The 24,658-nt window shown below is 66.2% G+C and carries 22 protein-coding genes; 18 read left to right on the top strand and 4 right to left on the bottom strand.

Annotated features, from left to right (window positions below; all coding sequences use genetic code 11):
* The first annotated feature begins 595 nt into the window (after positions 1–595).
* The 10 genes from queF to AC5P7R_RS08745 all read left to right on the top strand — a co-directional run bounded on the left by queF (position 596) and on the right by AC5P7R_RS08745 (position 10,513).
* On the top strand, positions 596–1,414 hold the full coding sequence (gene queF / locus AC5P7R_RS08790) for an NADPH-dependent 7-cyano-7-deazaguanine reductase QueF (protein WP_111098606.1): 819 nt from the start codon (positions 596–598) through the stop codon (positions 1,412–1,414).
* Between the two features lie 214 nt (positions 1,415–1,628).
* Positions 1,629–1,922 (top strand): LysM peptidoglycan-binding domain-containing protein, encoded by a 294-nt coding sequence (locus tag AC5P7R_RS08785; RefSeq protein ID WP_005419771.1) that lies wholly within the window; start codon positions 1,629–1,631, stop codon positions 1,920–1,922.
* Between the two features lie 43 nt (positions 1,923–1,965).
* The gene (locus AC5P7R_RS08780; protein WP_021202041.1) at positions 1,966–2,478 is read left to right on the top strand and encodes a hypothetical protein; all 513 of its coding nucleotides are present in this window, start codon (positions 1,966–1,968) and stop codon (positions 2,476–2,478) included.
* A gap of 357 nt (positions 2,479–2,835) precedes the next feature.
* On the top strand, positions 2,836–5,058 hold the full coding sequence (locus AC5P7R_RS08775) for an NADP-dependent isocitrate dehydrogenase (RefSeq protein ID WP_019660847.1): 2,223 nt from the start codon (positions 2,836–2,838) through the stop codon (positions 5,056–5,058).
* Positions 5,059–5,336: 278 nt separating this feature from the next.
* Positions 5,337–6,302, top strand: coding sequence for a hypothetical protein (locus tag AC5P7R_RS08770; protein WP_021202039.1), 966 nt, complete (start codon positions 5,337–5,339; stop codon positions 6,300–6,302).
* Positions 6,295–6,843: a GTP-binding protein gene (locus AC5P7R_RS08765; protein ID WP_010481027.1), complete on the top strand. Its 549-nt coding sequence runs from the start codon at positions 6,295–6,297 to the stop codon at positions 6,841–6,843. The genes AC5P7R_RS08770 and AC5P7R_RS08765 overlap by 8 nt, the downstream gene beginning before the upstream one ends.
* The gene (locus tag AC5P7R_RS08760) at positions 6,836–7,252 is read left to right on the top strand and encodes a roadblock/LC7 domain-containing protein (protein ID WP_019660844.1); all 417 of its coding nucleotides are present in this window, start codon (positions 6,836–6,838) and stop codon (positions 7,250–7,252) included. Before AC5P7R_RS08765 ends, AC5P7R_RS08760 begins: the two co-directional genes overlap by 8 nt.
* A gap of 53 nt (positions 7,253–7,305) precedes the next feature.
* A complete protein-coding gene (locus AC5P7R_RS08755) occupies positions 7,306–7,665 on the top strand; it encodes a hypothetical protein (RefSeq protein WP_005419760.1) in 360 nt (119 codons plus the stop codon).
* Positions 7,666–7,830: 165 nt separating this feature from the next.
* On the top strand, positions 7,831–9,561 hold the full coding sequence (gene aceK / locus AC5P7R_RS08750; RefSeq protein WP_495213823.1) for a bifunctional isocitrate dehydrogenase kinase/phosphatase: 1,731 nt from the start codon (positions 7,831–7,833) through the stop codon (positions 9,559–9,561).
* 61 nt (positions 9,562–9,622) lie between these two features.
* The gene (locus AC5P7R_RS08745) at positions 9,623–10,513 is read left to right on the top strand and encodes an energy transducer TonB (RefSeq protein WP_171952562.1); all 891 of its coding nucleotides are present in this window, start codon (positions 9,623–9,625) and stop codon (positions 10,511–10,513) included.
* 34 nt (positions 10,514–10,547) lie between these two features.
* On the opposite strand, the gene AC5P7R_RS08740 is transcribed toward AC5P7R_RS08745, so the two are convergent.
* The 3 genes from AC5P7R_RS08740 to trxA form a co-directional block, all read right to left on the bottom strand.
* Complete coding sequence (locus AC5P7R_RS08740; RefSeq protein WP_111098612.1) at positions 10,548–12,122, bottom strand: sensor domain-containing diguanylate cyclase; 1,575 nt, start codon at positions 12,120–12,122, stop codon at positions 10,548–10,550.
* Positions 12,123–12,329: 207 nt separating this feature from the next.
* On the bottom strand, positions 12,330–14,081 hold the full coding sequence (gene rho / locus AC5P7R_RS08735) for a transcription termination factor Rho (protein WP_019660840.1): 1,752 nt from the start codon (positions 14,079–14,081) through the stop codon (positions 12,330–12,332).
* Between the two features lie 228 nt (positions 14,082–14,309).
* On the bottom strand, positions 14,310–14,639 hold the full coding sequence (gene trxA / locus AC5P7R_RS08730; protein ID WP_227854144.1) for a thioredoxin: 330 nt from the start codon (positions 14,637–14,639) through the stop codon (positions 14,310–14,312).
* 509 nt (positions 14,640–15,148) lie between these two features.
* Between trxA and rhlB the strand changes: the two genes are divergently transcribed.
* The 8 genes from rhlB (at position 15,149) to AC5P7R_RS08690 (ending at position 23,179) form a co-directional block, all read left to right on the top strand.
* Positions 15,149–16,873, top strand: coding sequence for an ATP-dependent RNA helicase RhlB (gene rhlB / locus AC5P7R_RS08725; RefSeq protein ID WP_478436055.1), 1,725 nt, complete (start codon positions 15,149–15,151; stop codon positions 16,871–16,873).
* 144 nt (positions 16,874–17,017) lie between these two features.
* Positions 17,018–17,704, top strand: coding sequence for a cell division ATP-binding protein FtsE (gene ftsE, locus AC5P7R_RS08720; protein ID WP_005411273.1), 687 nt, complete (start codon positions 17,018–17,020; stop codon positions 17,702–17,704).
* Positions 17,705–17,706: 2 nt separating this feature from the next.
* Positions 17,707–18,654, top strand: coding sequence for a permease-like cell division protein FtsX (gene ftsX / locus AC5P7R_RS08715; protein WP_019660838.1), 948 nt, complete (start codon positions 17,707–17,709; stop codon positions 18,652–18,654).
* Positions 18,655–18,661: 7 nt separating this feature from the next.
* A complete protein-coding gene (locus tag AC5P7R_RS08710; protein ID WP_019660837.1) occupies positions 18,662–19,504 on the top strand; it encodes a response regulator in 843 nt (280 codons plus the stop codon).
* The gene (gene ung / locus AC5P7R_RS08705) at positions 19,501–20,214 is read left to right on the top strand and encodes a uracil-DNA glycosylase (protein WP_099559903.1); all 714 of its coding nucleotides are present in this window, start codon (positions 19,501–19,503) and stop codon (positions 20,212–20,214) included. Before AC5P7R_RS08710 ends, ung begins: the two co-directional genes overlap by 4 nt.
* Positions 20,215–20,492: 278 nt before the next feature.
* The gene (gene rpoH, locus AC5P7R_RS08700) at positions 20,493–21,368 is read left to right on the top strand and encodes an RNA polymerase sigma factor RpoH (protein ID WP_495213822.1); all 876 of its coding nucleotides are present in this window, start codon (positions 20,493–20,495) and stop codon (positions 21,366–21,368) included.
* 350 nt (positions 21,369–21,718) lie between these two features.
* The gene (locus tag AC5P7R_RS08695) at positions 21,719–22,690 is read left to right on the top strand and encodes an RHS repeat domain-containing protein (protein WP_227854145.1); all 972 of its coding nucleotides are present in this window, start codon (positions 21,719–21,721) and stop codon (positions 22,688–22,690) included.
* Between the two features lie 6 nt (positions 22,691–22,696).
* The gene (locus AC5P7R_RS08690; protein WP_021203248.1) at positions 22,697–23,179 is read left to right on the top strand and encodes a DUF2247 family protein; all 483 of its coding nucleotides are present in this window, start codon (positions 22,697–22,699) and stop codon (positions 23,177–23,179) included.
* A 149-nt stretch (positions 23,180–23,328) separates the two neighbouring features.
* Here AC5P7R_RS08690 and purD read toward each other — a convergent pair whose 3' ends face one another.
* Entirely contained in the window at positions 23,329–24,612 is a 1,284-nt protein-coding gene (purD, locus tag AC5P7R_RS08685) for a phosphoribosylamine--glycine ligase (RefSeq protein WP_478436054.1), read from the bottom strand.
* Positions 24,613–24,658: the final 46 nt, after the last annotated feature.

Here is a 24,658-nt window from a genome sequence, read left to right as displayed (position 1 = left end):
ACCAAAGCCACGTCAACGGCAAAAGCTGGTTTCCTGAGGGATGGCGGGGTGGGTCCGGTGGCAGGGGACGCTGCAAGTACGTCCATGTAAGCTCGGTCGCCGCTTGCTCGTGTGCGCCGTCCTGCGCACACGGCAAGACCGGGGTTGGGCGTCCTGCCCAACCCGCCCGAGGCATGCCTCGGGCCCATGCGGCTCACGCCCCTGCCACCGGACCCGCCCCGCCTTCGACAGTTTCCCGCGGGCTGCCGGAACGACACTCTGCTTCTGGTGGGTGTCGACCTTGGTCGACACGGCAGGCGTCGTGAACGTCTGAAGAATCGGCTTTTGATCTTGATTTTCTGATCTTTCCCGTGGTGGTGGCCGCGTGCAAGGAACTGTCAGGGGCCGGGTGGGCAGGCGGGGCGGGGGCGTCTGCGGCATGGATGCCGCGGCCAGGCCTCCATGGACGGGTTTACGGCGTCCCCCGACCCGCCTGCCCACCCGGCCAAGCCGATAGACCGCCTTTCGCGATCATCCCAATACAACCACCACGGAGGGGCTTCGCCGTTGGCCGGCCCGGCCGAAGGCCCGCCCTCCGCGCGATACAATGCCCCCCATGAACACCCCACAGGATTCCAGCCTCGGTCGCGAGGTCAGTTACCCGTCGCAGTACGATCCCGGCCTGCTGTTTCCCATCCCGCGCAGTGGCGCCCGTGCCGAGATCGGCCTCGATGATGCCGCGCTGCCGTTCGTCGGCCACGACCGCTGGCATGCGTTCGAACTGAGCTGGCTCGACCCGCGCGGCAAGCCGCAGGTGGCCGTGGCCACCGTCCAGGTGCCCTGCACCTCGCCGCGGTTGATCGAATCGAAGTCGTTCAAGCTGTACCTCAACTCCCTCAACAGCACCCGTATCGACAGCGCCGAGGCATTGCGCGCGCGCATCGTGGCGGATCTGTCGGCCTGCGCCGGTGCGCCGGTCCAGGTGGAGTTCGGCCTGCCGGAGCTGCGAGAGACGCCGCTTGGCGAATCCATCGACGGGCTGGACGTGGAGATCGACTGCTACGGCCCGCCGCAGGCGGACTTCCTCGCCGCCGATGCGGGCGAGGTGGTGGAGGAGACTCTGGTCTCGGCGCTGCTGAAGTCCAACTGCCCGGTTACCGGCCAGCCGGACTGGGCCACGGTCAGCCTGCGTTACCGTGGGTCGAAGATCGACCGCGCCGGCCTGCTGCGCTACTTGGTCAGCTACCGCGAGCATGCCGAGTTCCACGAGCAGTGTGTTGAGCGGATCTTCAGCGAGGTGTCCGCGCGCTGCCAGCCGCACTGGCTGGAGGTTGAGGCCCGCTACACCCGCCGTGGTGGCCTGGACATCAACCCCTGGCGTGCCAGCCCGGGTATCGTCGCCCCGGCCGCGACCTACCGCGAGCTGCGGCAGTAACCGCCGCAGGCGGTTACCGGTAGTGCCGGCCGCTGGCCGGCAATCGGCCAAGGCCGGATCCCGTGGCACAGCCGGCCAGCGGCCGGCACTATCGAGTGTCCATTCCCCCGATTGTTCAGCCGCCCCCGGGGGCGGCTTCACATCTGCACCATCCCCATTTAACAACCGCCATGGCACCGTGCCAATCACGTAGTCATGCAGACGGGAGTTGTGGATGAGTACCGAGAAGAAAGCCGATTTCTCCGGCGTCAGTGGCAGTGTCGACAGTACCGCCGAGCAGGTGCCGAAGGCGGACTTCTCCGGTGTCAGCGCTTCGGTGGACAGCACCGCAGACGTTGTCAGCGGCGGCACCTATACCGTGCAGAAGGGTGACTCGCTGTCGAAGATCGCCAAGCAGCATCTGGGCGACGCCAATGCCTGGAAGAAGATCTTCGAAGCCAACCGCGATGTGCTTGATGACCCGGACAAGATCTTCCCGGGCCAGACCCTGAAACTGCCGCCGAAGTAAGCCGGCCAGAACGCCGTCCGACAATCCCTGGGAGGAACCCCGAATGATCAAGACCACCCCGCTCCAGACCGCCCTGATCGCCGCCCTGCTGGGCAGCGTCGCCCTGGTCGGTTGCAAGAAGAAAGAAGAGTCGACCGACAACAATGCCGCTCCGGCAGCGACCGCTCCGGCCGAACCGGCAGCACCGGCCCCGATGACCGGCGCGCCGCCGCCGATGGCCCAAGCCGCTGCTGTCAGCGTCTCGTCGGTCACGGTCGGAAAGACCGCCGCCGCCGACAAGTCGGTTGCGACGACGGCTCTGTTCGCACCGAAGGACGACATCATCGTCTCGGTCAAGACCGACGGTGCGGCAAACAATGTCAACGTTGGCGCGAAGCTGACCTATCAGGACGGCCAGGTGGCCGGCGAACAGACCGCCACCCTGAACACCAGTGGTGCGGAAACCACCAACGTCACGTTCAAGAATGCAAAGGGCTGGCCGGCCGGCAAGTACCGCGCCGAAGTCACCGTCGATGGCAAGGCGGCCGGAACGCCGCAGGAGTTCGAGGTCAAGTAAGTCCAGCCGACTCTCTCCCGGCAGGGCTCACGATGGACGCAGCCGCGAGGCTGCGTCCTTTTTTGTTGTGCGATGGTCGGCTTCATCCACGCATGGCGTGGATCCACTGATGCTGTGGGCGGGCTTCATCCAGGCGTGGATGGATCACAGCGTTGCCGGCATGCAGTACCGTCGCGTATGGCGTGGCTTTGCCCCGCGCGGCTGAAAACGCGACAATGCAGGGGTTTCCCCGCCGCGCGCCCACCCTGACGGCGACGGGGAAAGCGTGGGGCTCCGCCCCGCGCGCGACACGGTTGCACGTGGCCCGGCGCTGGCGCCGGCCTTCCCCTGAGCACTGCTACAGAGTCCAAGTCCCCCATGTCCAAGATTCTCTACACGCTGACCGACGAAGCCCCGTTCCTGGCCACCCAGTCGCTGCTGCCGATCGTTGACGCCTACACCGGTACAGCCGGCATCGTGGTGGAAACCCGTGACATCTCGCTGTCCGGCCGCATCCTGTCGCAGTTCCCGGAACTGCTCAGTGACGCGCAGAAGGTCAGCGACGACCTGGCCGAGCTGGGCCAGCTGGCGACCACCCCGGACGCCAACATCATCAAGCTGCCGAACATTTCCGCCTCGGTGCCGCAGCTGAAGGCGGCCATCAAGGAACTGCAGGACCAGGGCTATCCGCTGCCGGATTACCCGGAAACCCCGGCCGACGACCAGCAGCGCGACTACAAGGCGCGCTACGACAAGGTCAAGGGCAGCGCGGTGAACCCGGTGCTGCGCGAAGGCAACTCCGACCGCCGTGCACCGCTGTCGGTGAAGAACTACGCGCGCAAGCACCCACACCGCATGGGCGCCTGGGCGCCGGATTCGAAGTCGCATGTCGCGCACATGGCCGCCGGTGATTTCTACGGCAGCGAGAAGTCGGCCACCCTGGCCAATGCCGGTTCGCTGAAGATCACCTTCCACGGCAATGACGGCAGCACCGCTGTGCTGAAGGAAAAGACCGCGGTCAAGGCCGGCGAGATCGTCGATGCCGCCGTGATGAGCCGCAAGGCACTGGCCGCGTTCATCGGCGAGCAGATTGCCGATGCCAAGGCCCAGGGCGTGCTGTTCTCGCTGCACCTGAAGGCGACCATGATGAAGGTCTCCGACCCGATCATGTTCGGCGTGGCGGTGAACGAGTTCTACAAGGACGTGCTGGCCAAGCACGCCGACGTGCTGAAGCAGGCCGGTTTCGATGCCAACAACGGCATCGGTGACCTGGCTGCGCGCCTGCCGTCGCTGCCGGAAGCCACCCGTGCTGCGATCGAAGCCGACCTGGCTGCCGAGTACGCACAGCGTCCGGGCGTGGCCATGGTCAACTCGGACAAGGGCATCACCAACCTGCACGTGCCGAGCGACGTGATCGTCGACGCCTCGATGCCGGCGATGATCCGCGACTCCGGCAAGATGTGGAATGCCGAAGGCAAGCTGCAGGACACCAAGGCCGTCATTCCGGACCGCTGCTACGCCGGCGTGTACCAGGCCGTCATCGATGACTGCAAGGCGCACGGCGCCTTCGACCCGGCCACCATGGGTTCGGTGCCGAACGTCGGCCTGATGGCACAGAAGGCCGAGGAGTACGGCTCGCACGACAAGACCTTCCAGATCGCTGCCGATGGCGTGGTCAAGGTCACCGACGATGCTGGCACCGTGGTGTTCGAGCATGCCGTCGAAGCCGGTGACATCTGGCGCATGTGCCAGACCAAGGACGCGCCGATCCAGGACTGGGTGAAGCTGGCCGTCGAGCGCGCCCGCCTGAGCAGCACCCCGGCCGTGTTCTGGCTGGATGCCGCCCGTGCCCACGACGCGCAGGTCATCGCCAAGGTCGAGCAGTACCTCAAGGACCACGATACTGCCGGTCTGGACATCCGCATCCTGCCGCCGGTGGAAGCCACCGCGTTCTCGCTGGACCGCATCCGCAAGGGCGAGGACACCATCTCGGTGACCGGCAACGTGCTGCGTGACTACCTGACCGACCTGTTCCCGATCATGGAGCTGGGCACCAGCGCCAAGATGCTGTCGATCGTGCCGCTGATGGCCGGTGGCGGCCTGTTCGAGACCGGTGCCGGTGGTTCGGCTCCGAAGCACGTGCAGCAGTTCGTCGAGGAAGACTACCTGCGCTGGGATTCGCTGGGTGAATTCCTGGCCCTGGCCGCGTCGCTGGAACACCTGGGCAACCGCTACGACAACGCCGCTGCCCGTGTGCTGGCCAAGGCGCTGGACGAAGCCAACGGCCAGTTCCTGGACAACGACAAGTCGCCGTCGCGCAAGCTGGGTGGCATCGACAACCGTGGCAGCCACTTCTACATCGCGCTGTACTGGGCCCAGGCCCTGGCCGCGCAGGACGAAGATGCTGCACTGAAGGCGCGCTTCGCCCCGCTGGCCAAGGCACTGACCGACAACGAGCAGAAAATCGTCGAAGAGCTGGTCGCGGTGCAGGGCAAGGCCGTGGACATCGGCGGCTACTACCGCCCGGACGTGGCCAAGGCCAGCAAGGCGATGCGCCCGAGCGCGACCTTCAACGCCGCGCTGGAGCAGCTGCGCGGCTGATCCGTCGCCGTTCGGTCGTGACCCCGGAACCCGCGCTTCGGCGCGGGTTTCTTTTTGGGCGGCCCCATTCGACCCGCGTCCAGAACCGTGACATCCGTTGGCCGTCGGAATGCCGTCAAAGCGGCATGAAACTTGCCCGCGATGGCCGTCGCAGAACCGATCGGACACCGTCTGCAACCGCTCCCGATCTGAGCAGTCGATCACGACGGCTGCCGCTGGCGATGTCCTAGCCTTGGCGACGCGAGGCCACCGGGGAGGTGGCCGCACGGGGAACACGGATGGCACGCGTGCTGGTAGTGGGAACCGACATCCAGGGCGAGCAGGCCCTGCTGCAGCGGCTACGCGTAGCATCGGCGCTGCCGGACGGCCAGATCCGCCGCAGCCAGGATCTGGACGATTGCGACCTGCTGGTCATCCGCGATACGCCGGCGCTGCGCAACGCGGCCCTGCGCATGCGCCAGCAACGCCCGCGACTGCAGTGCTGGATCGAGGATCTGGGGGGCCAGCTGCGCGACGGCGATGGCCCTCAGGACATACTTGATGACGGTGCCATCGGCCGCGCCCTGCGCGGGATGCAGTTGGCAGTGGAGCCCCTGACCATGCACGCACCCGCACCGATCCGTCTTGCCGATGGTGCACACGCCATCACCCGCCTGCTGCGCGAGCGGCTGCCCCTGCGCCAGGGGCAGGCACTGCTGAGTGACGCGGGTGACCCCGTCCTGCTGATGGACCTCGAGCATGACCAGGCCGTGCTGTTGCAGGAGCCCGCGAGCGCGCTGGTAGAGCGCCTGGCCGATGCCTTCGAACGCCTGCAGCTGGATGCGCTCACGCCGGCTCGCCTGCAGGCCCTGGCCGGTGAGCGGCCGCGCCAGCCACTGCGGCCCCTGCTGTGGCAGTGGGCACAGCGCAGCCGACATTGGCAGGCACTGGACGAACGCCTGCGTGGCGCCTCGGTGAAGCTGCTGCGCTGGCCGGATTTCCGCGTGCTGGGTCACGACCACGATGGCTTCCGCCTGTGTTCGCTGCTGCTCAAGCGCGCGTGCACGGTTGAAGAGTGCGCGATGCTGCTCGAGTTGCCGGCTGCGGCGGTGCGTGATTTCATCCATGCCGCCTATCTCTGCGGTTACGCGCAGTTGCAGAGCGCCCCGGCGGCACCGATGACGGCCCTACGCGGCAATGGCACCGACAACGGCCTGCTTGCGCGCCTGTGGCGCCACCTGCGTGGGAGTGAGCGCAATGCGTGAGCACAAGGTGGTCGTGCTCGGTGGCATGGGCAGCGGCAAGTCGACGCTGGTGCGCAGCATCGCGGCCGGCGCGGTGATCGACACCGATGTGGCCAACAGTGATCGCCTCGGTGCCGACAAGGCCTCCACCACCGTCGCGCTGGACTACGCAGACATCGACCTGCCCAACGGCGAACGCCTGCGGCTTTACGGGACACCCGGCCAGCAGCGCTTTGATTTCCTGTGGCCGATCCTGCTGCAGGGGGCACGTGGTGCGGTGCTGCTGCTGGACGCGCGCCGTGCCGGGTTGGCCGGCGAGCTGGAGGACTACCTGCAGGTGCTGCAGCCGTTCGCAGCGTCATTGGCGCTGGTGGTGGCGGTCACCCATCTCGACCAGGCGCCGCACGCTGCGCTGGATGACTGGGCTGCACGCGCCAGCCTGGACGATCAACCGCTGCCTTTGCTGGCGGTGGATGCCCGCGACCGCGAACAGGGATTGCTGCTGATGGATGTACTGATGAGCGAAATGGAAGCGCACGCACTGGTGGCCGCGCATGGCTGACGGGCAGATGGCGGTGCTGCCCGATGCCGGCCAGCGTGCGCGCCTGCAGCCGCTGCTGCAGGACCTGCAGCAGCGGGTGGAAGGCGTGCGCACGGTAGTGCTGGCCAGTGTCGATGGCTTTGCCCTGGTCAGCGCTGGTGCCGAAGGGCGCGGCGAACGGCTGGCGGCAATGACCAGCGCGATGCTGGCGCTGGCCGCGGCGGTCGGGCGCGAACTGCTGCTGGGCGATCTGCAGACGCTGATGCTGGAAGCGATGGGCGGGAAGGTGCTGATGCTGGCAATCCAGGCCGAAGGGCGTGCACCGCTGCTGCTGATGGCGGCCTGCGACCAGCGCAGCGTGATCGGCCAGGTGCTGTGGCAGAGCAGGGAATGTGGCCAGGCGATCCTGGCCGAACTCGGCGGATCGTGAGCCCGGCCGCAGGGGAACGAGGGGCTCGAACCAACATCGACAAGGGGTGCGACGTGGCTGGATTGAATGAATCGTTGAACGCACTGATGGGCATCGACGGCGCGCAGGCAGTGGCGCTGGTCGACTACGAAAGCGGCATGCTGCTGGGCGAAGCCGGTGCCGGCATGGACATGGAGGTGGCCGCTGCCGGCAACACCGAAGTGATCCGGGCCAAGATGAAGACCGCCGCCTCGTTGAACCTCAATGACAGCATCGAGGATATCCTGATCTCGCTGGGCAAGGCGTACCACATCATGCGACCGGTCGCGAAGAAGAAGGGACTGTTCTTCTACATCGTGCTGGACCGGACCAAGTCCAACCTTGCACTGGCCCGACGCAAGGTGCAGGACGTGGAGGCCGAACTGGCGATCTGAGCCATTGGCTTTGGTAGAGTCGAGCCCGCCCGACTGCTCTTTGCAACTGTAGAGCCGAGCCATGCTCGGCTGCTTCTGCCTGGATCAGCCGAGCATGGGCTCGGCTCTACACAAGCAACCCCACGCCAGCGTATGGTAAAGCCGGTCTTCCCGGGTGAGCCATGCATGTCCAAGCCTGACATCGCTACCGAGCTGGCGCCGCGTATCGCCGGTGCCATCCGCGATGGTTTCGAGCAGTACCATGCCCGCTTCGCGGCGATCACCGCGCGGGCGCGGCAGCGCTTCGAGCAGCGCGACTGGGCCGGTGCGCGACAGGATGCAGTCGAGCGCATCGCCCTCTACGATCTGTGCATCGCCGAGCAGATGGATGCGTTGCGTCGGCTCGCCGGTGACGCGATCGGCGAGCGTGCGCTGTGGCTGCAGGTGCACGCGCGGTACAGCGCGCTGCTGCAGGGCCTGATTGACGCCGAGCTGTACAAGACGTTCTACAACACGCTGTCGAGGCGCTTGTTCTCCACCCGTGGCGTGGACCCGGCGCTGGAATTCATCGCTTTCGACGTCGAGCCGTCCGATGCGATCACCCATCCCGTCGCGCGGCATACCTACGCGGTGTCGCCGACGCGGCCGGTGGAGGCCCTGCAACGCGTGCTGGCCGACTACCGCTTCGACATTCCCTACGCGCACCAGTTGCGTTGCGCGGCGGCCATTGCCGTGCGCCTGCAGGATGATCTGGCCCACTGGGGTGACACGCCGGTGCGCAGCATCGAGCTGCTCGATACCGTGTTCTACCGCGAGCGCCGCGCCTATCTGGTTGGACGTGTATTCGGCGAGCACTGCTTCTCACCCTGCGTGATTGCCCTGGTCAACGACGCGCGCGGCCTGCGTGCCGATGCGGTGCTGACCCGGCGTCGTGATGTTGCCCATCTGTTTGGCGTGTCGCGCAGCTACTTCCAGGCCGATCTGGGTACGGTGGGCGATGCCGTGGTGTTCCTGCGCAGCCTGCTGCCGGGCAAGCCCATCGATGAGATCTACACGGTGCTGGGACGCGCCAAGCAGGGCAAGACCGAGCGCTACCGCACCTTCTTCCGCCACTTCAGCGAGCACCCGCAGGAGCGGCTGGTCCCCGCCGAAGGCACGCCGGGCATGGTCATGGCGGTGTTTACCCTGCCCAGTTACCCGCTGGTGTTCAAGCTGATCCGCGACCGCTTCGCGTGGCCCAAGGCGATGTCGCGACAGCAGGTGGAAGAGAAGTACGCGCTGGTGTTCAACCTTGATCGTGTCGGCCGCCTGCTCGATGCACAGCCGTATCGTCATCTGCGCTTCCCGCGCGAGCGCTTCGCGCCGGCCCTGCTGGATGAACTGCTGCAGCAGTGCGCGCAGAGCGTACGCGTTGATGGCGATGAGGTGGAGATCGCACTGTGCTACGTGCAGCGCCGTTTCCGTCCATTGAACCTGTACCTGCGCGAGCAGGGCGGGGAGGCGGTACGTGCAGCGGTGCTCGACTATGCGCAGGCGATCACCGACATGGCGCGCAACAACATCTTCCCCGGTGACATGCTGCCGAAGAACTTCGGTGTATCACGGCACGGCCGGGCCGTGTTCTACGACTATGACGAGCTGTGCCTGGTCAGCGACTGCGTGTTCCGTGCGTGGCCGCAGCCGCGTACGCCGGAGGAGGCCATGGCCGACGAGCCCTGGTTCCATGTTGGTCCGCGCGACGTGTTTCCCGAGCGCTTCGGCCCGTTCATGGGCCTGCCCGCTGCAGAGCTGGCAGCGGTGCGCGAGCACTACCGGCACCTGTTCGACCCGGGCTGGTGGCAGGGCCTGCAGGAACGCTTCGGCCGAGGTGACTATCCGGACACGCCGCCCTATTCGGGCGCGCACCGGCTGGCCTGAGCCGGCTGTCCTGGGCGCTTGGGCTGAGGTACTCTCGCCGATCATCACCAAGGATCCGGCAATGATGCGTTCTCCACTGTTTCTCGCCCTCGCGCTGGCCGTCGGTGCCGGCGCCCCCCTGCTTGCAGGTGACGCCACTGCGCAGACCGCACGCGCTGTACGTGCGACTGCGGAAATGAGCATGGTGCTGTCCGGTCATATCGAGGTCACGCCGGAGGGCGCGGTCAGTTCGCTGGTGCTGGACCAGAAAGCCATGGTCGCCCCGGGCATCGCCTCCTTCGTCGAAGGCACCATCGGTGGCTGGCGCTTCGAGCCCACGCTGCGCGATGGCCAGGCGGTGGCCACGAGGGCCCCTTTGCGCGTTCGCCTGCGTGGCAAGGCTGCGGCCGACGGCGGTTATGAAATCAGCATGACCAGTGTCGACTTCAGCGAGTACGATCCGAAGGCCACTGATTCGGTGACCTCGCTGCACATGACACCGCCGCGCTACCCGGAGGCGGCCTACCGAAACGGTGGCCAGGGTGAGGTGCTGCTGCTGGTCAAGGTGGCGCGCGACGGAACAGTGGCCGACGTGGCCGCCGAGCAGGTGAACATGGCTGTGGTCGCGTCCGAGCGGACCCTGGCCAAGATGCGCGACATCCTGGCCAGAGCCAGCGTCAGCACCGCCCGTACCTGGACCTTCAAGCCGCCGACCACCGGCGAGGACAGCACCCGGGACAGCTGGACGGTTCGCATCCCGGTGAACTTCGCCCTGAACCATGATCCCAATGCAGAGGCGGAACGCTATGGCCGCTGGCGCGCCTTCATTCCGGGGCCGCGGCAGAGCGTGCCGTGGCACGAGGCTGACCCGGTCGAGCAGGCCGGCAGCGATCTGCTGCCGGAAGGCGGCGTCTACATGGTGGACGGCGCCAAGCGCGGCCTGCGCCTGCTGACCCCGCTGCAACAGAGCTGAGACCCGCTGCGGAGCCGGGCAGCCCGGCTCCGCGTCAGTCGGCGTAAGGGTAAATCACCACCCGGTTGCGGCCTTGTTCCTTGGCCATGTACAGCGCCTTGTCGGCCAGCCGCAATGCCTGCTCGGCGTCGACATGGAAGCTGGGGAAGTGAGCCACGCCCAGCGACACGGTGATGGTGCCGACCGGTTCGAATGGGTGATCGGCGATGTGCTGGCGCAGGCGTTCACCGGCCTGGCGGGCCGAGTCGGTACTGATGCCCGGCAGCAGCAGCAGGAATTCCTCGCCGCCGGCGCGGCAGAGGATGTCGCTGTCGCGCGAATAGCGGCGCATCTGGTCGGCGATGTGGACGATGGCGGCGTCGCCGACGTCGTGGCCATGGCTGTCGTTGATCGACTTGAAGCGGTCGATGTCCAGCGCCAGGATCGCGAACGGGATGCCCTGCACCTGCAGCGCGTCCAGCGCCTGCTGCAGGCCGCGGCGGTTGAGCAGGCCGGTCAGCGGGTCGGTACGGCTGGCACGGTTGAGCGTACCGATACGGTCCTGCAGGGCATTGAAGCTGTGCAGCACTGCCTGCTTGAGTTGGGCGACCTCGAAGTACCACGCGCGGATGCCGCTGACGTGGCTGATCGCATTGCCGGTGTCTTCGCCGCCCTGCACGTTGCGTGCGAGCTGCCACAGTGGCAGCGAGATGCGGCGGGCGAACCACCAGGTGACCAGCAGTGACAGCAGGCCGAGCGGGATCGCGTTCCAGATCACCGCGGTCATCAACCGCGACAATGGCTGCAGCGTGGCCTCGGTCGGCCGCTGGGCGACGATGCCCCAGCCGGTGGCCGGTACCGGCGCATAGCCGGCCAGCATCGACACGCCCAGGTTGTTGCGGACCTGCTGCGCACCGCGTTCACCGCGCACGACTGCCTTCACCGCCGGGTTGCCGACCACGTAGTCGCCAACCCGCTTGCCATCGGCGTGGTACAGCAGGCGGCCATGGCGGTCCACCACGTACAGGTACGAGCCGTCGCGGTAGTAGTGCTTGCCCAGCAGCGTGTGCAGCGCACTGCGCTGGCGCAGGTAGAGGGTGCCGCTGACGTAGCCGCGATAGCGGCCCTGGCGGTCGAAGATCGGGTGCGACAGCGAGACCAGCAGCTTGCCGGTGGCCGACTGGTACGGGTCACTGATCATCGGCTGGCGCGCGGCCAGTGCCGCGTTGTTGCCGACGCTGTGCAGGATCTCGCCCTGCAACTGCAGGGTCTGTGGCGAGGTGGCGATCACCAGGCCATCGGCATCGACCACCAGCGAGGAATTGAAGCTGTTGGTCTGCAACTGCAGGCGGCTGGCTTCGTCCTGCGCCTGTGCCGGATCGAGATTGCTCTGGCCCAGCCGGGTGGCCGCATACGCCAACTCCTGCTGCGCGGCCAGCAGGAAGTTCTGGGTGGTCTCGGCCAGCTTGGTGGCATAGACGCGGTTGGCTTCCAGGGTATTGCCGACCAGCTGGTCGCGCTGCACCCGGTAGCTGGCCAGCAGGGTATTGGCCAGGGCGATGATGGCGCTGAGCAGGGCCAGGGCGAGGATCAGCTTGCCCAGGTTGAGGCGGGGAGACAGCGTTCGCATGCGTCGACGGATCCGGCAGGAGGCTGGACCCGACCGGTTCTCCGGAAGGGGCGACAGCGGGAATCGGTGGCCACGCCCTTGGGGCCGGGCAGGGTATAGGGCGAATTATCGCCAAAAGTCGGAGGCGGCAAAGTGAAACAGGTCGCCCTGCAGGCAAAAAAAAACCTGCCGCAGCGAGCGGCAGGCTTCTTCCGATGCAACGCCGGATCAGCGCTTCATCGAACCGAAGAACTCGTCGTTGGACTTGGTGTTCTTCATCTTGTCCAGCAGGAATTCCATCGCGGCCATTTCGTCCATCGGATGCAGCAGCTTGCGCAGGATCCAGATCTTCTGCAGCAGTTCCGGCTCGATCAGCAGGTCTTCGCGGCGGGTGCCGGAACGGTTGATGTCGATGGCCGGGAACACGCGCTTTTCAGCAATACGACGGCTCAGGTGCACTTCGCTGTTGCCGGTGCCCTTGAACTCTTCGTAGATCACCTCGTCCATCTTCGAACCGGTGTCCACCAGCGCCGTGGCGATGATGGTCAGGCTGCCGCCTTCTTCCACGTTGCGCGCGGCACCGAAGAAGCGCTTCGGGCGGTGCAGGGCGTTGGCGTCCACACCACCGGTCAGCACCTTGCCCGAGCTCGGCACCACGTTGTTGTAGGCGCGGGCCAGGCGGGTGATCGAGTCGAGCAGGATCACCACGTCCTTCTTGTGCTCGACCAGGCGCTTGGCGCGCTCGATGACCATTTCGGCCACCTGCACGTGGCGCGCGGCCGGCTCGTCGAAGGTCGAGCTGATGACCTCGCCGCGCACGGTGCGCTGCATTTCGGTCACTTCTTCCGGGCGCTCGTCGATCAGCAGCACGATCAGGTGCACGTCCGGGTGGTTGGTGGTGATGGCGGTGGCGACCTGCTGCATCATCATCGTCTTGCCGGCCTTCGGCTGCGACACGATGAGCGAGCGCTGGCCCTTGCCCTGCGGCGCCATCAGGTCGAGGATGCGGCCGGTGATGTCTTCCGACGAACCGTTGCCACGCTCCAGGGTGAAGCGGCGGCGCGGGAACAGCGCGGTCAGGTTCTCGAACAGCACCTTGTTCTTCGACGCTTCGATCGGCTCGCCGTTGATGGTGTCGACGATGTTCAGCGCGAAGTAGCGCTCGCCGTCCTTCGGGAAGCGGATGCGGCCGGAGATGTGGTCGCCGGTGCGCAGGTTGAAGCGGCGGATCTGGCTGGGCGAGATGTAGGTGTCGTCCGGGCCGGCCAGGTAGCTGGCTTCAGCCGCGCGCAGGAAGCCAAAGCCATCCGGCAGGATTTCCAGCACACCGTCGGCGGCAACGCCATCGCCGTGGCGGGTCAGCACCTTCAGCAGGGCGAAGATCACATCCTGCTTGCGGGCGCGGGCCACGCCTTCGGAGATCTGCAGCTGCTCGGCGATTTCCAGCAGCTTCTGTGCCGGCATGCGCTTGAGGTCGCTCAGCGAATAGACCGGGAAGCCCTCGGGCACGTTGGCGTGCGGGCGCGGCACGAACGGCTGCTGCTCGCCGCCGTCGTTGGGCATGCCCTCGTCGCGGAAGCGGTTGTTGCGGTCACGGTCGCGCCGGTTGCGGAAGCGGTCGCGGCGGTTGCCCTGCCCCTGGCCCTGCTGGCCATTCTGGTTGTATGGGTTCTGGCCCTGGTTCTGGCCGCCCCCCTGATGGTTGTGCTGCTGGCGCGGCTGGCCGGATTCGCGGCCTTCGCTGCCTTCGCCACCGCCACTGCTGGCAGGGGCCTCGGCGGCGGGCGCGCTCGGTGCAGGTGCTGCGGCAGGCGCCGGCGCGGGAGCTTCGGGCGCGGAGGCCAACGGCAGCGTCGGCTGCGCCGGAGCGGCGCTGGTTTCGGCGGCTGCCGGGGCGGCGGCCTTGCTCACGCGGGGCTTGCGCACACGCTTTTCGGCGGGCGCATCGGCGCTGCCGGTTTCGGAAGTGTTATCGGACAAGAGCGTTATTCCTCGCTTGAAGGTGCGAGCGCCCGGCTGGGGCGGCGAACGTTGGGAATGGGTCTGGAAGAAACTGCGTCCAGAGGGTGCGGCACGCGAACGCGGCCGGATATGCCGACACTATCATCGGCCTGCGGCGCCATGCAAGGGTCGCCGGGAACAGCATTCATCATGGGCGCAGGGGCGCCGCCGGCAGCCGCGTTCGGCGGCTGCCGGAGAACCGCAGGATCAGGCCAGGGCCTTGTCCAGCAGGCCGGCCAGCTGGGCCTTGCCCACCGCACCGATCTGCTCGCCGACCTTCTCGCCGCCCTTGAACACGACCAGGTACGGAATCGAACGCACGTGGTATTTGGCGGCCAGCGCACGGTTGTGGTCAACGTTGACCTTGGCGATCTTGGCGCGGCCCTGGTAGGCATCGGCCAGTTCGTCCAGCGCCGGGGCGATCATCTTGCACGGGCCACACCACTCGGCCCAGAAATCGACCAGCACCGGTTCCTTGGAATTCAGCACTGCGCTATCAAAGTCGGCATCGCCGACATGTACAACCTTGTCGCTCATCTTGGTTTCTCGTCTTGGATTGCACCCGGCCATGCCGGAGGTGGGTGAACTGGGCCATGCCCGGTGGCGCGACCCTCGTCGTTGCCTCGCGGCGCACTGCCGCGGTGCGTTCGGCGGGATGCCTGGACGCTCACGGCCGGCAGTGTACCCCTATCGCAGGGCAGGGACAGGCGCCGGTTGGAACCCAGCGTATCGTGATCGCTTCGATGGCCGGTATGTGTCGGATTTCACTGTCTTCCTGTACATGGGGCTGGCAGTGGGCGACACCAGCGAACCCGGGCAGGCCGTTCAAGTCCGGTGTGGCTGGGTGAAGGTAGCGTCTCTGGATGCCATGAGACGCCGCATTCCGGTTTGCCTGCCCGAGTGCGGTAAACTGGGGCATTGTGCGGCGCGCGGACCAGGTGGTCCCAGCCTGCCAACCCGCCGCAGGGGCCGCAGTTTGCGACGGTGCCCCCAGACGCTGAAGTGCCAGCCGCCCCACGGGCCGGCGGCCATACCAAGACGGACTCATGAGCGACAAACCGCTGACCGATTTGACCTTCTCCTCCTTCGAGCTGCATCCGGCCCTGCAGGCCGGCCTTGAAGGAGCCGGATTCACCCGTTGCACCCCGATCCAGGCGCTGACCCTGCCGGTCGCGCTGCCCGGTGGTGACGTTGCCGGCCAGGCCCAGACCGGCACCGGCAAGACCCTGGCCTTCCTGGTCGCTGTCGTGAACCGCCTGCTGACGCGTCCGGCGCTGGCCGATCGCAAGCCGGAAGATCCGCGCGCGCTGATCCTCGCCCCGACCCGCGAGCTGGCCATCCAGATCCACAAGGATGCGGTGAAGTTCGGTTCCGACCTGGGCCTGCGCTTCGCCCTGGTCTACGGCGGCGTGGATTACGACAAGCAGCGCGAGCTGCTGCAGCAGGGCGTGGACGTGATCATCGCCACCCCGGGCCGCCTGATCGACTACGTCAAGCAGCACAAGGTGGTGTCGCTGCACGCCTGCGAGATCTGCGTGCTGGACGAAGCCGACCGCATGTTCGACCTGGGCTTCATCAAGGACATCCGCTTCCTGCTCCGCCGCATGCCCGAGCGTACCACCCGCCAGACCCTGCTGTTCAGTGCCACCCTCAGCCATCGCGTGCTGGAGCTGGCCTACGAGCACATGAACGAACCGCAGAAGCTGGTGGTCGAAGCCGAGACCATCACCGCCGCGCGCGTGCGCCAGCGCATCTACTTCCCGGCCGACGACGAAAAGATTCCGCTGCTGCTGGGCCTGCTGTCGCGCAGCGAAGGCGCGCGCACCATGGTCTTCGTCAACACCAAGGTGTTCGTCGAGCGCGTGGCGCGTTCGCTGGAAAAGGCCGGCTACCGTGTCGGCGTGCTGTCCGGCGATGTGCCGCAGAAGAAGCGCGAGAGCCTGCTCAACCGCTTCCAGAAGGGCCAGCTGGAAATCCTGGTGGCCACCGACGTGGCCGCGCGCGGCCTGCACATCGACGGCATCAAGTACGTCTACAACTACGATCTGCCGTTCGACGCCGAAGACTACGTGCACCGCATCGGCCGTACCGCGCGCCTGGGTGAGGAGGGTGATGCGATCAGCTTCGCCTGCGAACGCTACGCCATGGGCCTGCCGGACATCGAGGCCTATATCGAGCAGAAGATTCCGTCCGAACCGGTCACAAAGGAACTGCTGACCCCGCTGCCGCGCCCGGAACGCCCGGCGCCGGCGGCAGGCGAGGAAGGCGAGGACAACGAAAGCGTCGGCCAGATCTTCCGCGAAGCGCGCGAAGCCCGCGCCGCCGAGGAAGAGCGTCGGGGCGGTGGCCGCAGCGGCGGCCGCTCAGGCAGTGGTGGTGGCCGCGGTAGTCGCGACGGTGAACGCAGCGGCGAACGCCGTGCGCGTGGCCCGCGCAAGCCGCGCGTGGAAGGCGAGCAGGGCGCAGCCGCCGCGGTTGCCGGTGCCGAAGGCGCCGCCGCCCAGGCCGCGCGTCCGCCGCGCCCGCCGCGTGCCGAAGGCGCACCGGCAGCTACGGTGGACGGTGAGCACAAGCCGCGCAAGCGCCGTCGTCGTCGCCACGGCCGTCCGGTCGAAGGTACCGAGGGTGTACAGGCCAACGCCGGCAACGGCGCCAGCCCGGTGACCCCGGTGCAGGTGGTGGCCAAGCCGGTGCGTACCGCCGCCGATACCGGTGACTCGTTCCTGACCCGCATCGGCCGCAAGATCCGCCGGATGCTGTCGGGCAGCTGATCGGCGCTGCCGATCAGCGGGTAGCACCCGATCGTTGGTCGGGTGGCTTTGAAAGGTGTGCCGACCAACGGTCGGCACCCACCAGGCGGGGCCGGTGGCACCCACCGTCTCCACGACGTCGCGCCGGTCCTGCATAATCGGGGCATGAGTGTCCTGCGCTTCGACAATGTCAGCAAACAGTACGCCGGTGGCCACGAGGCGCTGACCGATGTCAGCTTCGAGGTCGCGCCGGGCGAGATGCTGTTCGTCACCGGCCATTCCGGTGCGGGTAAAAGTACGCTGCTCAAGTTGATCCACCTCGACGAGCGGCCCAGCCGCGGCGCGGTGGTGTTCGACGAGCGCAACCTGCTGAAGGTGCGCGGCGGCGACGTGCCGCGCCACCGACGCGCGGTGGGGGCGGTCTACCAGGACCACCGCCTGCTGATGGACCGCTCCATCGCCGAGAACGTGGCGCTGCCGCTGATCCTGCGCGGCACCCGCCGTGGCGACATCAGCAAGCGCGTGCGCTCGGTGCTGGAGCGGATGGGCCTGGGCCATCGCGAGAAGGCGCTGCCCTCGCAGCTGTCGGCCGGCGAGCAGCAGCGCGTGGGCATCGCCCGCGCCATCGTCGGCGAGCCCAAGCTGCTGGTCGCCGATGAGCCGACCGGCAACCTCGACCCGACCCTGGCGGCGGAGATCATGGCCCTGTTCGCCGAACTGCCCGCGCGCGGCACCAGCGTGCTGGTGGTCAGTCACGACCTGCCGCTGCTGCGCCGCATGCGCAAGCGCGTGCTGATCCTTGACCACGGCCGGCTGGTGGATGACATCTCGCCGCAGGACCTGGCGGAGTAACCATGGCGAAGAACGAAAACAGCGAAGCCGCCGCCCCCTCGCGCGTGGGCGTCTGGTTCCAGCACCACGTGCACAGCGTGGTGTTCAGCCTGGGCCGTGCCTGCCGCAAGCCGTGGGCGACCCTGCTGACGGTGATGGTCATGGCGCTGGCGCTGGCGTTGCCGCTGGGGCTGTCGATCGCGCTGGACAACCTCAAGCAGTTCGCCGGCAGCGTGCAGCAGTCGCGCGACATCAACGTGTTCCTGAAGGGCAACGTCGATGGTCCCGGCGCGCTGCGCCTGGCGGGCCAGCTGCGCGACCGCGACGACGTGGCCGAAGTGAACGTGCGCACGCCGGAGCAGGGCCTGCAGGAACTGCGCGATGCCGGCCTCGGTGAGGCGATCGACGCACTCAACGACAATCCGCTGCCCTCGCTGCTGGTGATCACCCCCGGCCAGGGCAAGGATGACGCACGCCTGGCGCGCGCGCTGGAAAGCCTGCCCGAGGCCGACCTGGTGCAGCACGATGCGCTGTGGCGCCAGCGCCTGGATGCCTGGCTGGCGTTCGGCGCGCGGCTGGTGCAGGTGCTGTCGGTACTGCTCGGCGCGGGGGCCGCGCTGGTGGTCGGCAACACGGTACGCCTGGACATCCAGGCCCGCCGCGAAGAGATCGGCGTGCTGCAGCTGCTCGGCGCCAGCGATGGCTTCATCCGCCGCCCGTTCCTGTATCTGGGTGCGTGGTATGGCCTGGGCGCAGGCGCGGTTGCATTGGCCCTGATCGGCGCCGCCGGTGCCGCGCTGCGCGTGCCGCTGGCCGAACTCTCGCGCAGCTACGGCAGCCCGTTCGTGCTGCATGGCCTGGACCTGCTGCATGGTGGCCTGGTCCTGCTCGGCACGCTGCTGCTGGGCTGGCTGGGTGCCTGGCTGGTGACCGGCCACTTCCTCCGCCAGACCCGCCCGACCGATACCTGAGACCGGCATGCAACCGCAAGCGCTGAAGCACCTTGAAGGGCCCGCGACGCGGGTGATGGTGGTCGATGGCTCGAAGCTGGTCCGCAAGCTGATCGCCGACGTCCTGCAGCGCGACCTGCCGGGCGTGGAGGTGATTGGCTGCGACAGCATCGAAGACGCGCAGCAGGCGCTGGCGCAGGGCCCGGTGGACCTGGTGACGACCTCGCTGACCTTGCGTGATGGCGACGGCCTGGCGCTGGCGCGCATGGTCCGCGAAGCGGCCGGACAGGCCTATGTGCCGGTGATCGTGGTTTCCGGCGATGCCCAGCAGCACCTGGAGCAGCGCCGCTTCACCGAGTACGTCACCGACTATTTCGACAAATCCCTGGGCCATGAAGCGCTGGCGACCTTCATCCGTGGCTATGTGCAGCCGCAGACCATCCCCGGCGCCACCATCCTCTATATCGAGGACAGCCGCGTAGTGGCCGAGGCCACCAAGCGCATGCTCGAGCGGCAGCAGTTGAACGTGCTGCACGTGGTCAGCGCCGAAGAGGCCTTCACCCTGCTCACCGCCGAGTCGCTGGGCCGCAGCCGCCACCGCATCGACCTGGTGCTGACCGACGTCACCCTGAAGGGCGAGCTGAGCGGCCGCGACGTGGTGCAGCGCGTGCGCGTGGACTTCGGCTACGGCAAGCGCCGCCTGCCCGTGCTGGTGATGACCGGCGACGGCAACCCCCACAACCAGACCGGGCTGCTGCAGTCCGGTGCCAACGACCTGGTGCTCAAGCCGATCGAGGAGCGGCTGCTGGTCACCAAGGTGCTGTTCCAGCTGCGCCTGGCTCGATTGAATGATGGACCTTTGTTGCGATGATCGATGAAGTAACCGACACCCCGACGATCCAGCTGGAACCGAGCTGGAAGCAGCACGTCGGTGAGTACCTGTTGCAGCCGCAGATGCGCGAGCTGTCGGCCTTCCTGCGCCAGCGCAAGGCCAGCGGTGCGGCGGTGTTCCCGCCCGGGCCGCAGATCTTCGCAGCGTTTGACGCCACGCCGTTCGAGCAGGTGAAGGTGGTGATCCTCGGCCAGGACCCGTACCACGGGCGCGGCCAGGCCCACGGCCTGAGTTTCTCGGTACCGCCCGGCGTGCCGGTGCCGCCGTCGCTGCTGAACATCTACAAGGAGATCGAGAGCGATCTCGGTATCCCGCGCCCGGACCACGGCTGCCTGATCCCGTGGGCGCAACGGGGCGTGCTGCTGCTCAATGCCGTGCTGACGGTGGAGGAGGGCAAGGCCGGCGCGCACCAGGGCCGTGGCTGGGAAGGCTTCACCGATCATGTGGTGGACGTGCTCAACCGCGAGCGCGAAGGCCTGGTGTTCATGCTCTGGGGCGCCTACGCGCAGCAGAAGGGCAAGGTCATCGACACCCGCCGCCATCGCGTGCTGAAGGCCCCGCATCCGTCGCCGCTGTCGGCCCATCGTGGCTTCCTCGGCTGCCGCCATTTCTCCATGGCCAACGAGTACCTGCAGCGCCGCGGCCAGGCCCCGATCGACTGGTCGCTGCCGCCGCGCTCGGCGCTCTGAGCGCCGGCGAGTGGCCGGGCCTGAACGCCGGGCAACGTTCCCCGTCCTGAATGGGCCTCCGGAACGGCGCGTTCAGCTCCGCTTGACCGGAATCGGCAGGTTTTCAGTGGGTAATTGCTTGAATTCCAAGGGATTGTGAATCCCGAAAAGCGTGCTCGCCACTGTCATCAAATCGCGCTACGGTAGGGTTCTGTTTGGGACCAGTGTTGCATCAATAGGATGCTGGAACTTTTTCCTCCTTTAGCAGTCCAAATCCCGGACTGCTAAGATGGGTGCCTATGAGCCAGAACACCTCTACTGCCCTTGTGGCAAACAATCTCCCGATTCCCAGTGCGCTCGGTTCGCTGGACGCCTACATCGGTGCCGTGCACCAGATTCCGGTGCTGTCGGTCGATGACGAACAGGACCTGGCCCGTCGCTTCCGCGACGGCAACGATCTGGACGCCGCCCGCGAGCTGGTGCATTCGCACCTGCGCTTCGTGGTGCACGTGGCCCGCGGCTACAACGGCTACGGCCTCGCCCTGGGCGACCTGATCCAGGAAGGCAACATCGGCCTGATGAAGGCGGTCAAGCGCTTCGACCCGGACATGGGCGTGCGCCTGGTCTCCTTCGCCGTGCACTGGATCCGTGCCGAAATGCACGAGTTCATCCTGAAGAACTGGCGCATCGTGAAGGTCGCCACCACCAAGGCGCAGCGCAAGCTGTTCTTCAACCTGCGCAAGTCGAAGACGCGCCTGGGCTGGATGAACGCGGCGGAAGTCAGCGCGGTGGCCAAGGATCTGAACGTGTCCGAGCGCGAGGTCATGGAAATGGAGTCGCGCCTGTCCGGCCGCGATATCGGTTTCGATGCGCCGTCCGACGAGGACAACGAACACGCACCGCCGTCGCCGGCTGCGTTGCTGGTTGCCGATGATGAAGACCCGTCGATGGCCTACGAGCGCGAGGACAACGAAGACAACCAGATGCAGCTGCTGCGCGAAGGCCTGGCCGAATTGGATGCGCGTTCGCGTGACATCATCCGCCGCCGTTGGCTGGATGCCGACAGCAAGGTGACGCTGCAGGAACTGGCAGACGAGTACGGCGTGTCGGCCGAACGCATCCGCCAGGTCGAGGCGAATGCCCTGAAGAAGATGAAGGCGCTGTTCACCGCGTAAGGCATGGATCTTAGGTTCGGTTCCTATTTCCGGAACCCGTTCTGATGAAATGCCCCGGCGTTGGTCGGGGCTTTTTTTGTTCGGCCGGCATGGCAGTTGGTAATGCAGGCCGCTGATCGGCTGCTTCAGTAGTACCAGCCCATGGCTGGCAGTCATGCGCTTCCGGTGGCCGTTCAAGCCCTCGCGAGGTTCATAGCCAAGGGCCTGGTCCAATTCAGAATGGTCCCTTTGGCCTCAGTCCTGGAGTTGGACTCCGATGACTGCCTTCCTGTGCTATGAATGCCAAGCCTTGCTTCAAGGCTCTTTCATGGATTGGAATGATGCGCAGGTTCGGGAGAACTGCAGGCGGTGTGTCCACCCGCTTCGGGGCATTTGAAGGTCGAACTCGCAAGCTTGGTGTCATAGGCGCCTGGCTGTGCTGCTTGCTGCTGATGGGCCTTGGCCTGTCACCATCCGCAATCGCCCAGACAACGATCACATACATTCACACTGATGCCCTCGGCTCGGTTGTGGCCGAAAGCGATGCCAACGGCAACGTCATCAAACGATATGACTACGAGCCCTACGGGGCCGTGGTAGGCGGTCAGGTCACGGATGGACCTGGGTACGCCGGACATGTGAGTGACTCGGCCACAGGGCTGAGCTACATGCAACAGCGCTACATGGATCCACAATTGGGTGTGTTTTTGTCAGTGGACCCAGTCACCGCTCACCAAAAGCCAGTTGAGCAGTTCAATAGGTATCGGTACGCGAACGGGAATCCCTACAGGTTCGTCGATGCGGATGGAAGGCAGGCCGCAGAGCGATTCGTTGAGCAGCATCGGAGGGATATTGCTGCCGGAAATGGCGCCGTATACGAGCCGATGAGACCGGCCGCAATCGCTGTTACAGCGGCAATGGCTGCCCCAGTGCTGATCGAAGCTGGCATGGTTGCGATGGCCAATCCAAGTGTCATATCAGCAGCTACCAGTATCGCTGCTGATATCGCAGGAGTTACAGGTGCCGGTGGAGCAGGTGTGGCGGCATCCAATGCTCTGAGTGTTGAAGGTCGGGCACTTCTGAATTCCCGACCTGTGGGAAGTGCACTCAAAGCCGACGCTGGGCACAATTCGGCGACCTTTATGCGAGAGACGGCTGCAGAAGCGGGTGTTCATACTCCGTTGACAGGGGGTGACGGCGTGGTCCGCACTCTGACGCAGCTGCCAGGTGAACTCAATGGAAAGGCCGGTCGATTTGAATACATAGTCGACAAGGCTGGCGACTTGACCCATCAAAGATTTGTGGAAGGTGGCAGCATGAACGGAATACCAAACAAGAAGTGAGTGTCCATGAGAACGTATGACTCTATTCAACCCTATGGACCCTGGAATCAGACCGAGGTGGCATGGGCACTGGGGCGCCATCTGATTGACTTTGAGGTTGTGAAGCACTGCGCGTCGGAGCAGAAGGAACTGGAAGGGAAGTTCAATCTGAACGCCTTGATTGAAAGGCTTGAAGGGGTTCTTCCCGATGAGCGTAATAGCGTAGCTGCGCAGTTGGCGGCATTCGATAAGAACTCAAACGAGGATGAGATTCTCAGAAGATGGCTTGTTGCATTTCTCGCGGACGCCTACGCCAAGCGCGATGAGATTGCTGATCCGCTCGGAGAGGTTGAGAGGATCTACGCTGATTTTGATTACCCGGAGTCTCTGGAGAGCTTTGTCAGGTACATGCCAGCTTCTGATGGGTATGATCCGTCTGCTCACTCACATGAGCAGAACGTTGCGCGGCTCTTCGAGAACTGGAAACGTTATCTTGACTCGGCGAAATAGCGGATTCAATCAGCGTAATTTCCTTCGCTTGACGTGCGTCGCCTCTTCCCGAAGCGCACCGTCCCGGCTTCCATGCCGAGGACGGTGAAGACTCCCAGAATCCGTGATCTGGTTCCATGCAGGAGGCTGCGTGGTGGATCTATCAGGCCTTACCCCTCACGCGCGATCGCGCGCCAGCCGATGTCGTTGCGGTGGAATTCGTTGGCCCAGCTGACCTTGGCCACACCGGCGTAGGCGTTGGCCTGCGCATCGCGCACGCTGTCACCCAGCGCCGCCACGCACAGCACGCGGCCGCCCGCACTGACCACCCGGCCCTGTGCGTCCAGTGCAGTACCCGCATGGAAGACCTTGGCGCTGCCCGGCACCTCATCCAGGCCGGAAATCACTTCGCCGGTGACCGGCGATTCCGGGTAAGGTTTCGCCGCCAGCACCACGCCCAGCGACGGGCGCGCATCCCACTGTGCCTCGATCTGGTCCAGGCGGCCATCAATCGCCGCTTCCACCAGGTCCACCAGATCCGACTGCAGGCGGAGCATCACCGGCTGGGTTTCCGGATCGCCGAAGCGCACGTTGAATTCGATCACCTTCGGTGCGCCGCTGGCATCGATCATCAGGCCGGCGTAGAGGAAGCCGGTGAACGGGATGCCGTCGGCGATCATGCCCTGCACGGTGGGATTCACCACCTCACGCATCACGCGGGCGTGTACTTCCGGGGTGACCACCGGCGCCGGCGAGTACGCGCCCATGCCGCCCGTGTTCGGGCCGGTGTCGCCGTCGCCGACGCGCTTGTGGTCCTGCGAGGTGGCCATCGGCAGCGCATGCACGCCATCGACCATCGAAATGAAGCTGGCTTCCTCGCCGTCGAGGAACTCCTCGATGACCACGCGCGCGCCGGCATCGCCGAAGGCGTTGCCCGAGAGCATGTCACGCACGGCGTCCTCGGCTTCGGCCTGGGTCATCGCAACGATCACACCCTTGCCGGCGGCCAGGCCATCGGCCTTGACCACGATGGGGGCGCCCTTCTCGCGGATGTAGGCCAGCGCGGCGTCCACGTCGGTGTGCACGGCGTAGAACGCGGTGGGGATGTTGTGGCGGGCCAGGAAGTCCTTGGCGTAGGCCTTGCTGCCTTCCAGCTGCGCGGCGGCGGCGGTCGGCCCGAAGATGCGCAGGCCGGCGGCGCGGAAGCGGTCGACCACGCCGGCCACCAGCGGTACTTCCGGGCCGACCACGGTCAACGCCACGCCTTCAGCCTGGGCCAGCGCCAGCAGGCCGTCGATATCGGTCACCTTCACCGCCACGTTGCGGCACTTGTCTTCGCTGGCGGTACCGGCGTTGCCGGGCGCCACGATCACGTCGGTGACACGGGAGGACTGGGCCAGCTTCCATGCCAGGGCGTGTTCGCGGCCGCCGGAGCCGATGACGAGGATCTTCATGGGACAGGGTTCTCGGGTGCGGAAAAGAAAAGCCGGGCAGGGCCCG

The organism is Stenotrophomonas sp. YJH_SMC_27, from assembly GCF_059369815.1.
Note: the sequence above shows the minus strand (reverse complement) of the source record. Positions and strands in the feature narration are given on the sequence as shown.

Excerpts from the sequence above, each read along its gene's own strand:
- queF (WP_111098606.1), top strand. The coding sequence starts at position 596 with ATGAACACCCCACAGGATTCCAGCCTCGGTCGCGAGGTCAGTTACCCG.
- AC5P7R_RS08785 (WP_005419771.1), top strand. The coding sequence starts at position 1,629 with ATGAGTACCGAGAAGAAAGCCGATTTCTCCGGCGTCAGTGGCAGTGTC.
- AC5P7R_RS08780 (WP_021202041.1), top strand. The coding sequence starts at position 1,966 with ATGATCAAGACCACCCCGCTCCAGACCGCCCTGATCGCCGCCCTGCTG.
- AC5P7R_RS08775 (WP_019660847.1), top strand. The coding sequence starts at position 2,836 with ATGTCCAAGATTCTCTACACGCTGACCGACGAAGCCCCGTTCCTGGCC.
- AC5P7R_RS08770 (WP_021202039.1), top strand. The coding sequence starts at position 5,337 with ATGGCACGCGTGCTGGTAGTGGGAACCGACATCCAGGGCGAGCAGGCC.
- AC5P7R_RS08765 (WP_010481027.1), top strand. The coding sequence starts at position 6,295 with ATGCGTGAGCACAAGGTGGTCGTGCTCGGTGGCATGGGCAGCGGCAAG.
- AC5P7R_RS08760 (WP_019660844.1), top strand. The coding sequence starts at position 6,836 with ATGGCTGACGGGCAGATGGCGGTGCTGCCCGATGCCGGCCAGCGTGCG.
- aceK (WP_495213823.1), top strand. The coding sequence starts at position 7,831 with ATGTCCAAGCCTGACATCGCTACCGAGCTGGCGCCGCGTATCGCCGGT.
- AC5P7R_RS08745 (WP_171952562.1), top strand. The coding sequence starts at position 9,623 with ATGATGCGTTCTCCACTGTTTCTCGCCCTCGCGCTGGCCGTCGGTGCC.
- AC5P7R_RS08740 (WP_111098612.1), bottom strand. The coding sequence starts at position 12,122 with ATGCGAACGCTGTCTCCCCGCCTCAACCTGGGCAAGCTGATCCTCGCC.
- trxA (WP_227854144.1), bottom strand. The coding sequence starts at position 14,639 with ATGAGCGACAAGGTTGTACATGTCGGCGATGCCGACTTTGATAGCGCA.
- rhlB (WP_478436055.1), top strand. The coding sequence starts at position 15,149 with ATGAGCGACAAACCGCTGACCGATTTGACCTTCTCCTCCTTCGAGCTG.
- ftsE (WP_005411273.1), top strand. The coding sequence starts at position 17,018 with ATGAGTGTCCTGCGCTTCGACAATGTCAGCAAACAGTACGCCGGTGGC.
- ftsX (WP_019660838.1), top strand. The coding sequence starts at position 17,707 with ATGGCGAAGAACGAAAACAGCGAAGCCGCCGCCCCCTCGCGCGTGGGC.
- AC5P7R_RS08710 (WP_019660837.1), top strand. The coding sequence starts at position 18,662 with ATGCAACCGCAAGCGCTGAAGCACCTTGAAGGGCCCGCGACGCGGGTG.
- ung (WP_099559903.1), top strand. The coding sequence starts at position 19,501 with ATGATCGATGAAGTAACCGACACCCCGACGATCCAGCTGGAACCGAGC.
- rpoH (WP_495213822.1), top strand. The coding sequence starts at position 20,493 with ATGAGCCAGAACACCTCTACTGCCCTTGTGGCAAACAATCTCCCGATT.
- AC5P7R_RS08690 (WP_021203248.1), top strand. The coding sequence starts at position 22,697 with ATGAGAACGTATGACTCTATTCAACCCTATGGACCCTGGAATCAGACC.
- purD (WP_478436054.1), bottom strand. The coding sequence starts at position 24,612 with ATGAAGATCCTCGTCATCGGCTCCGGCGGCCGCGAACACGCCCTGGCA.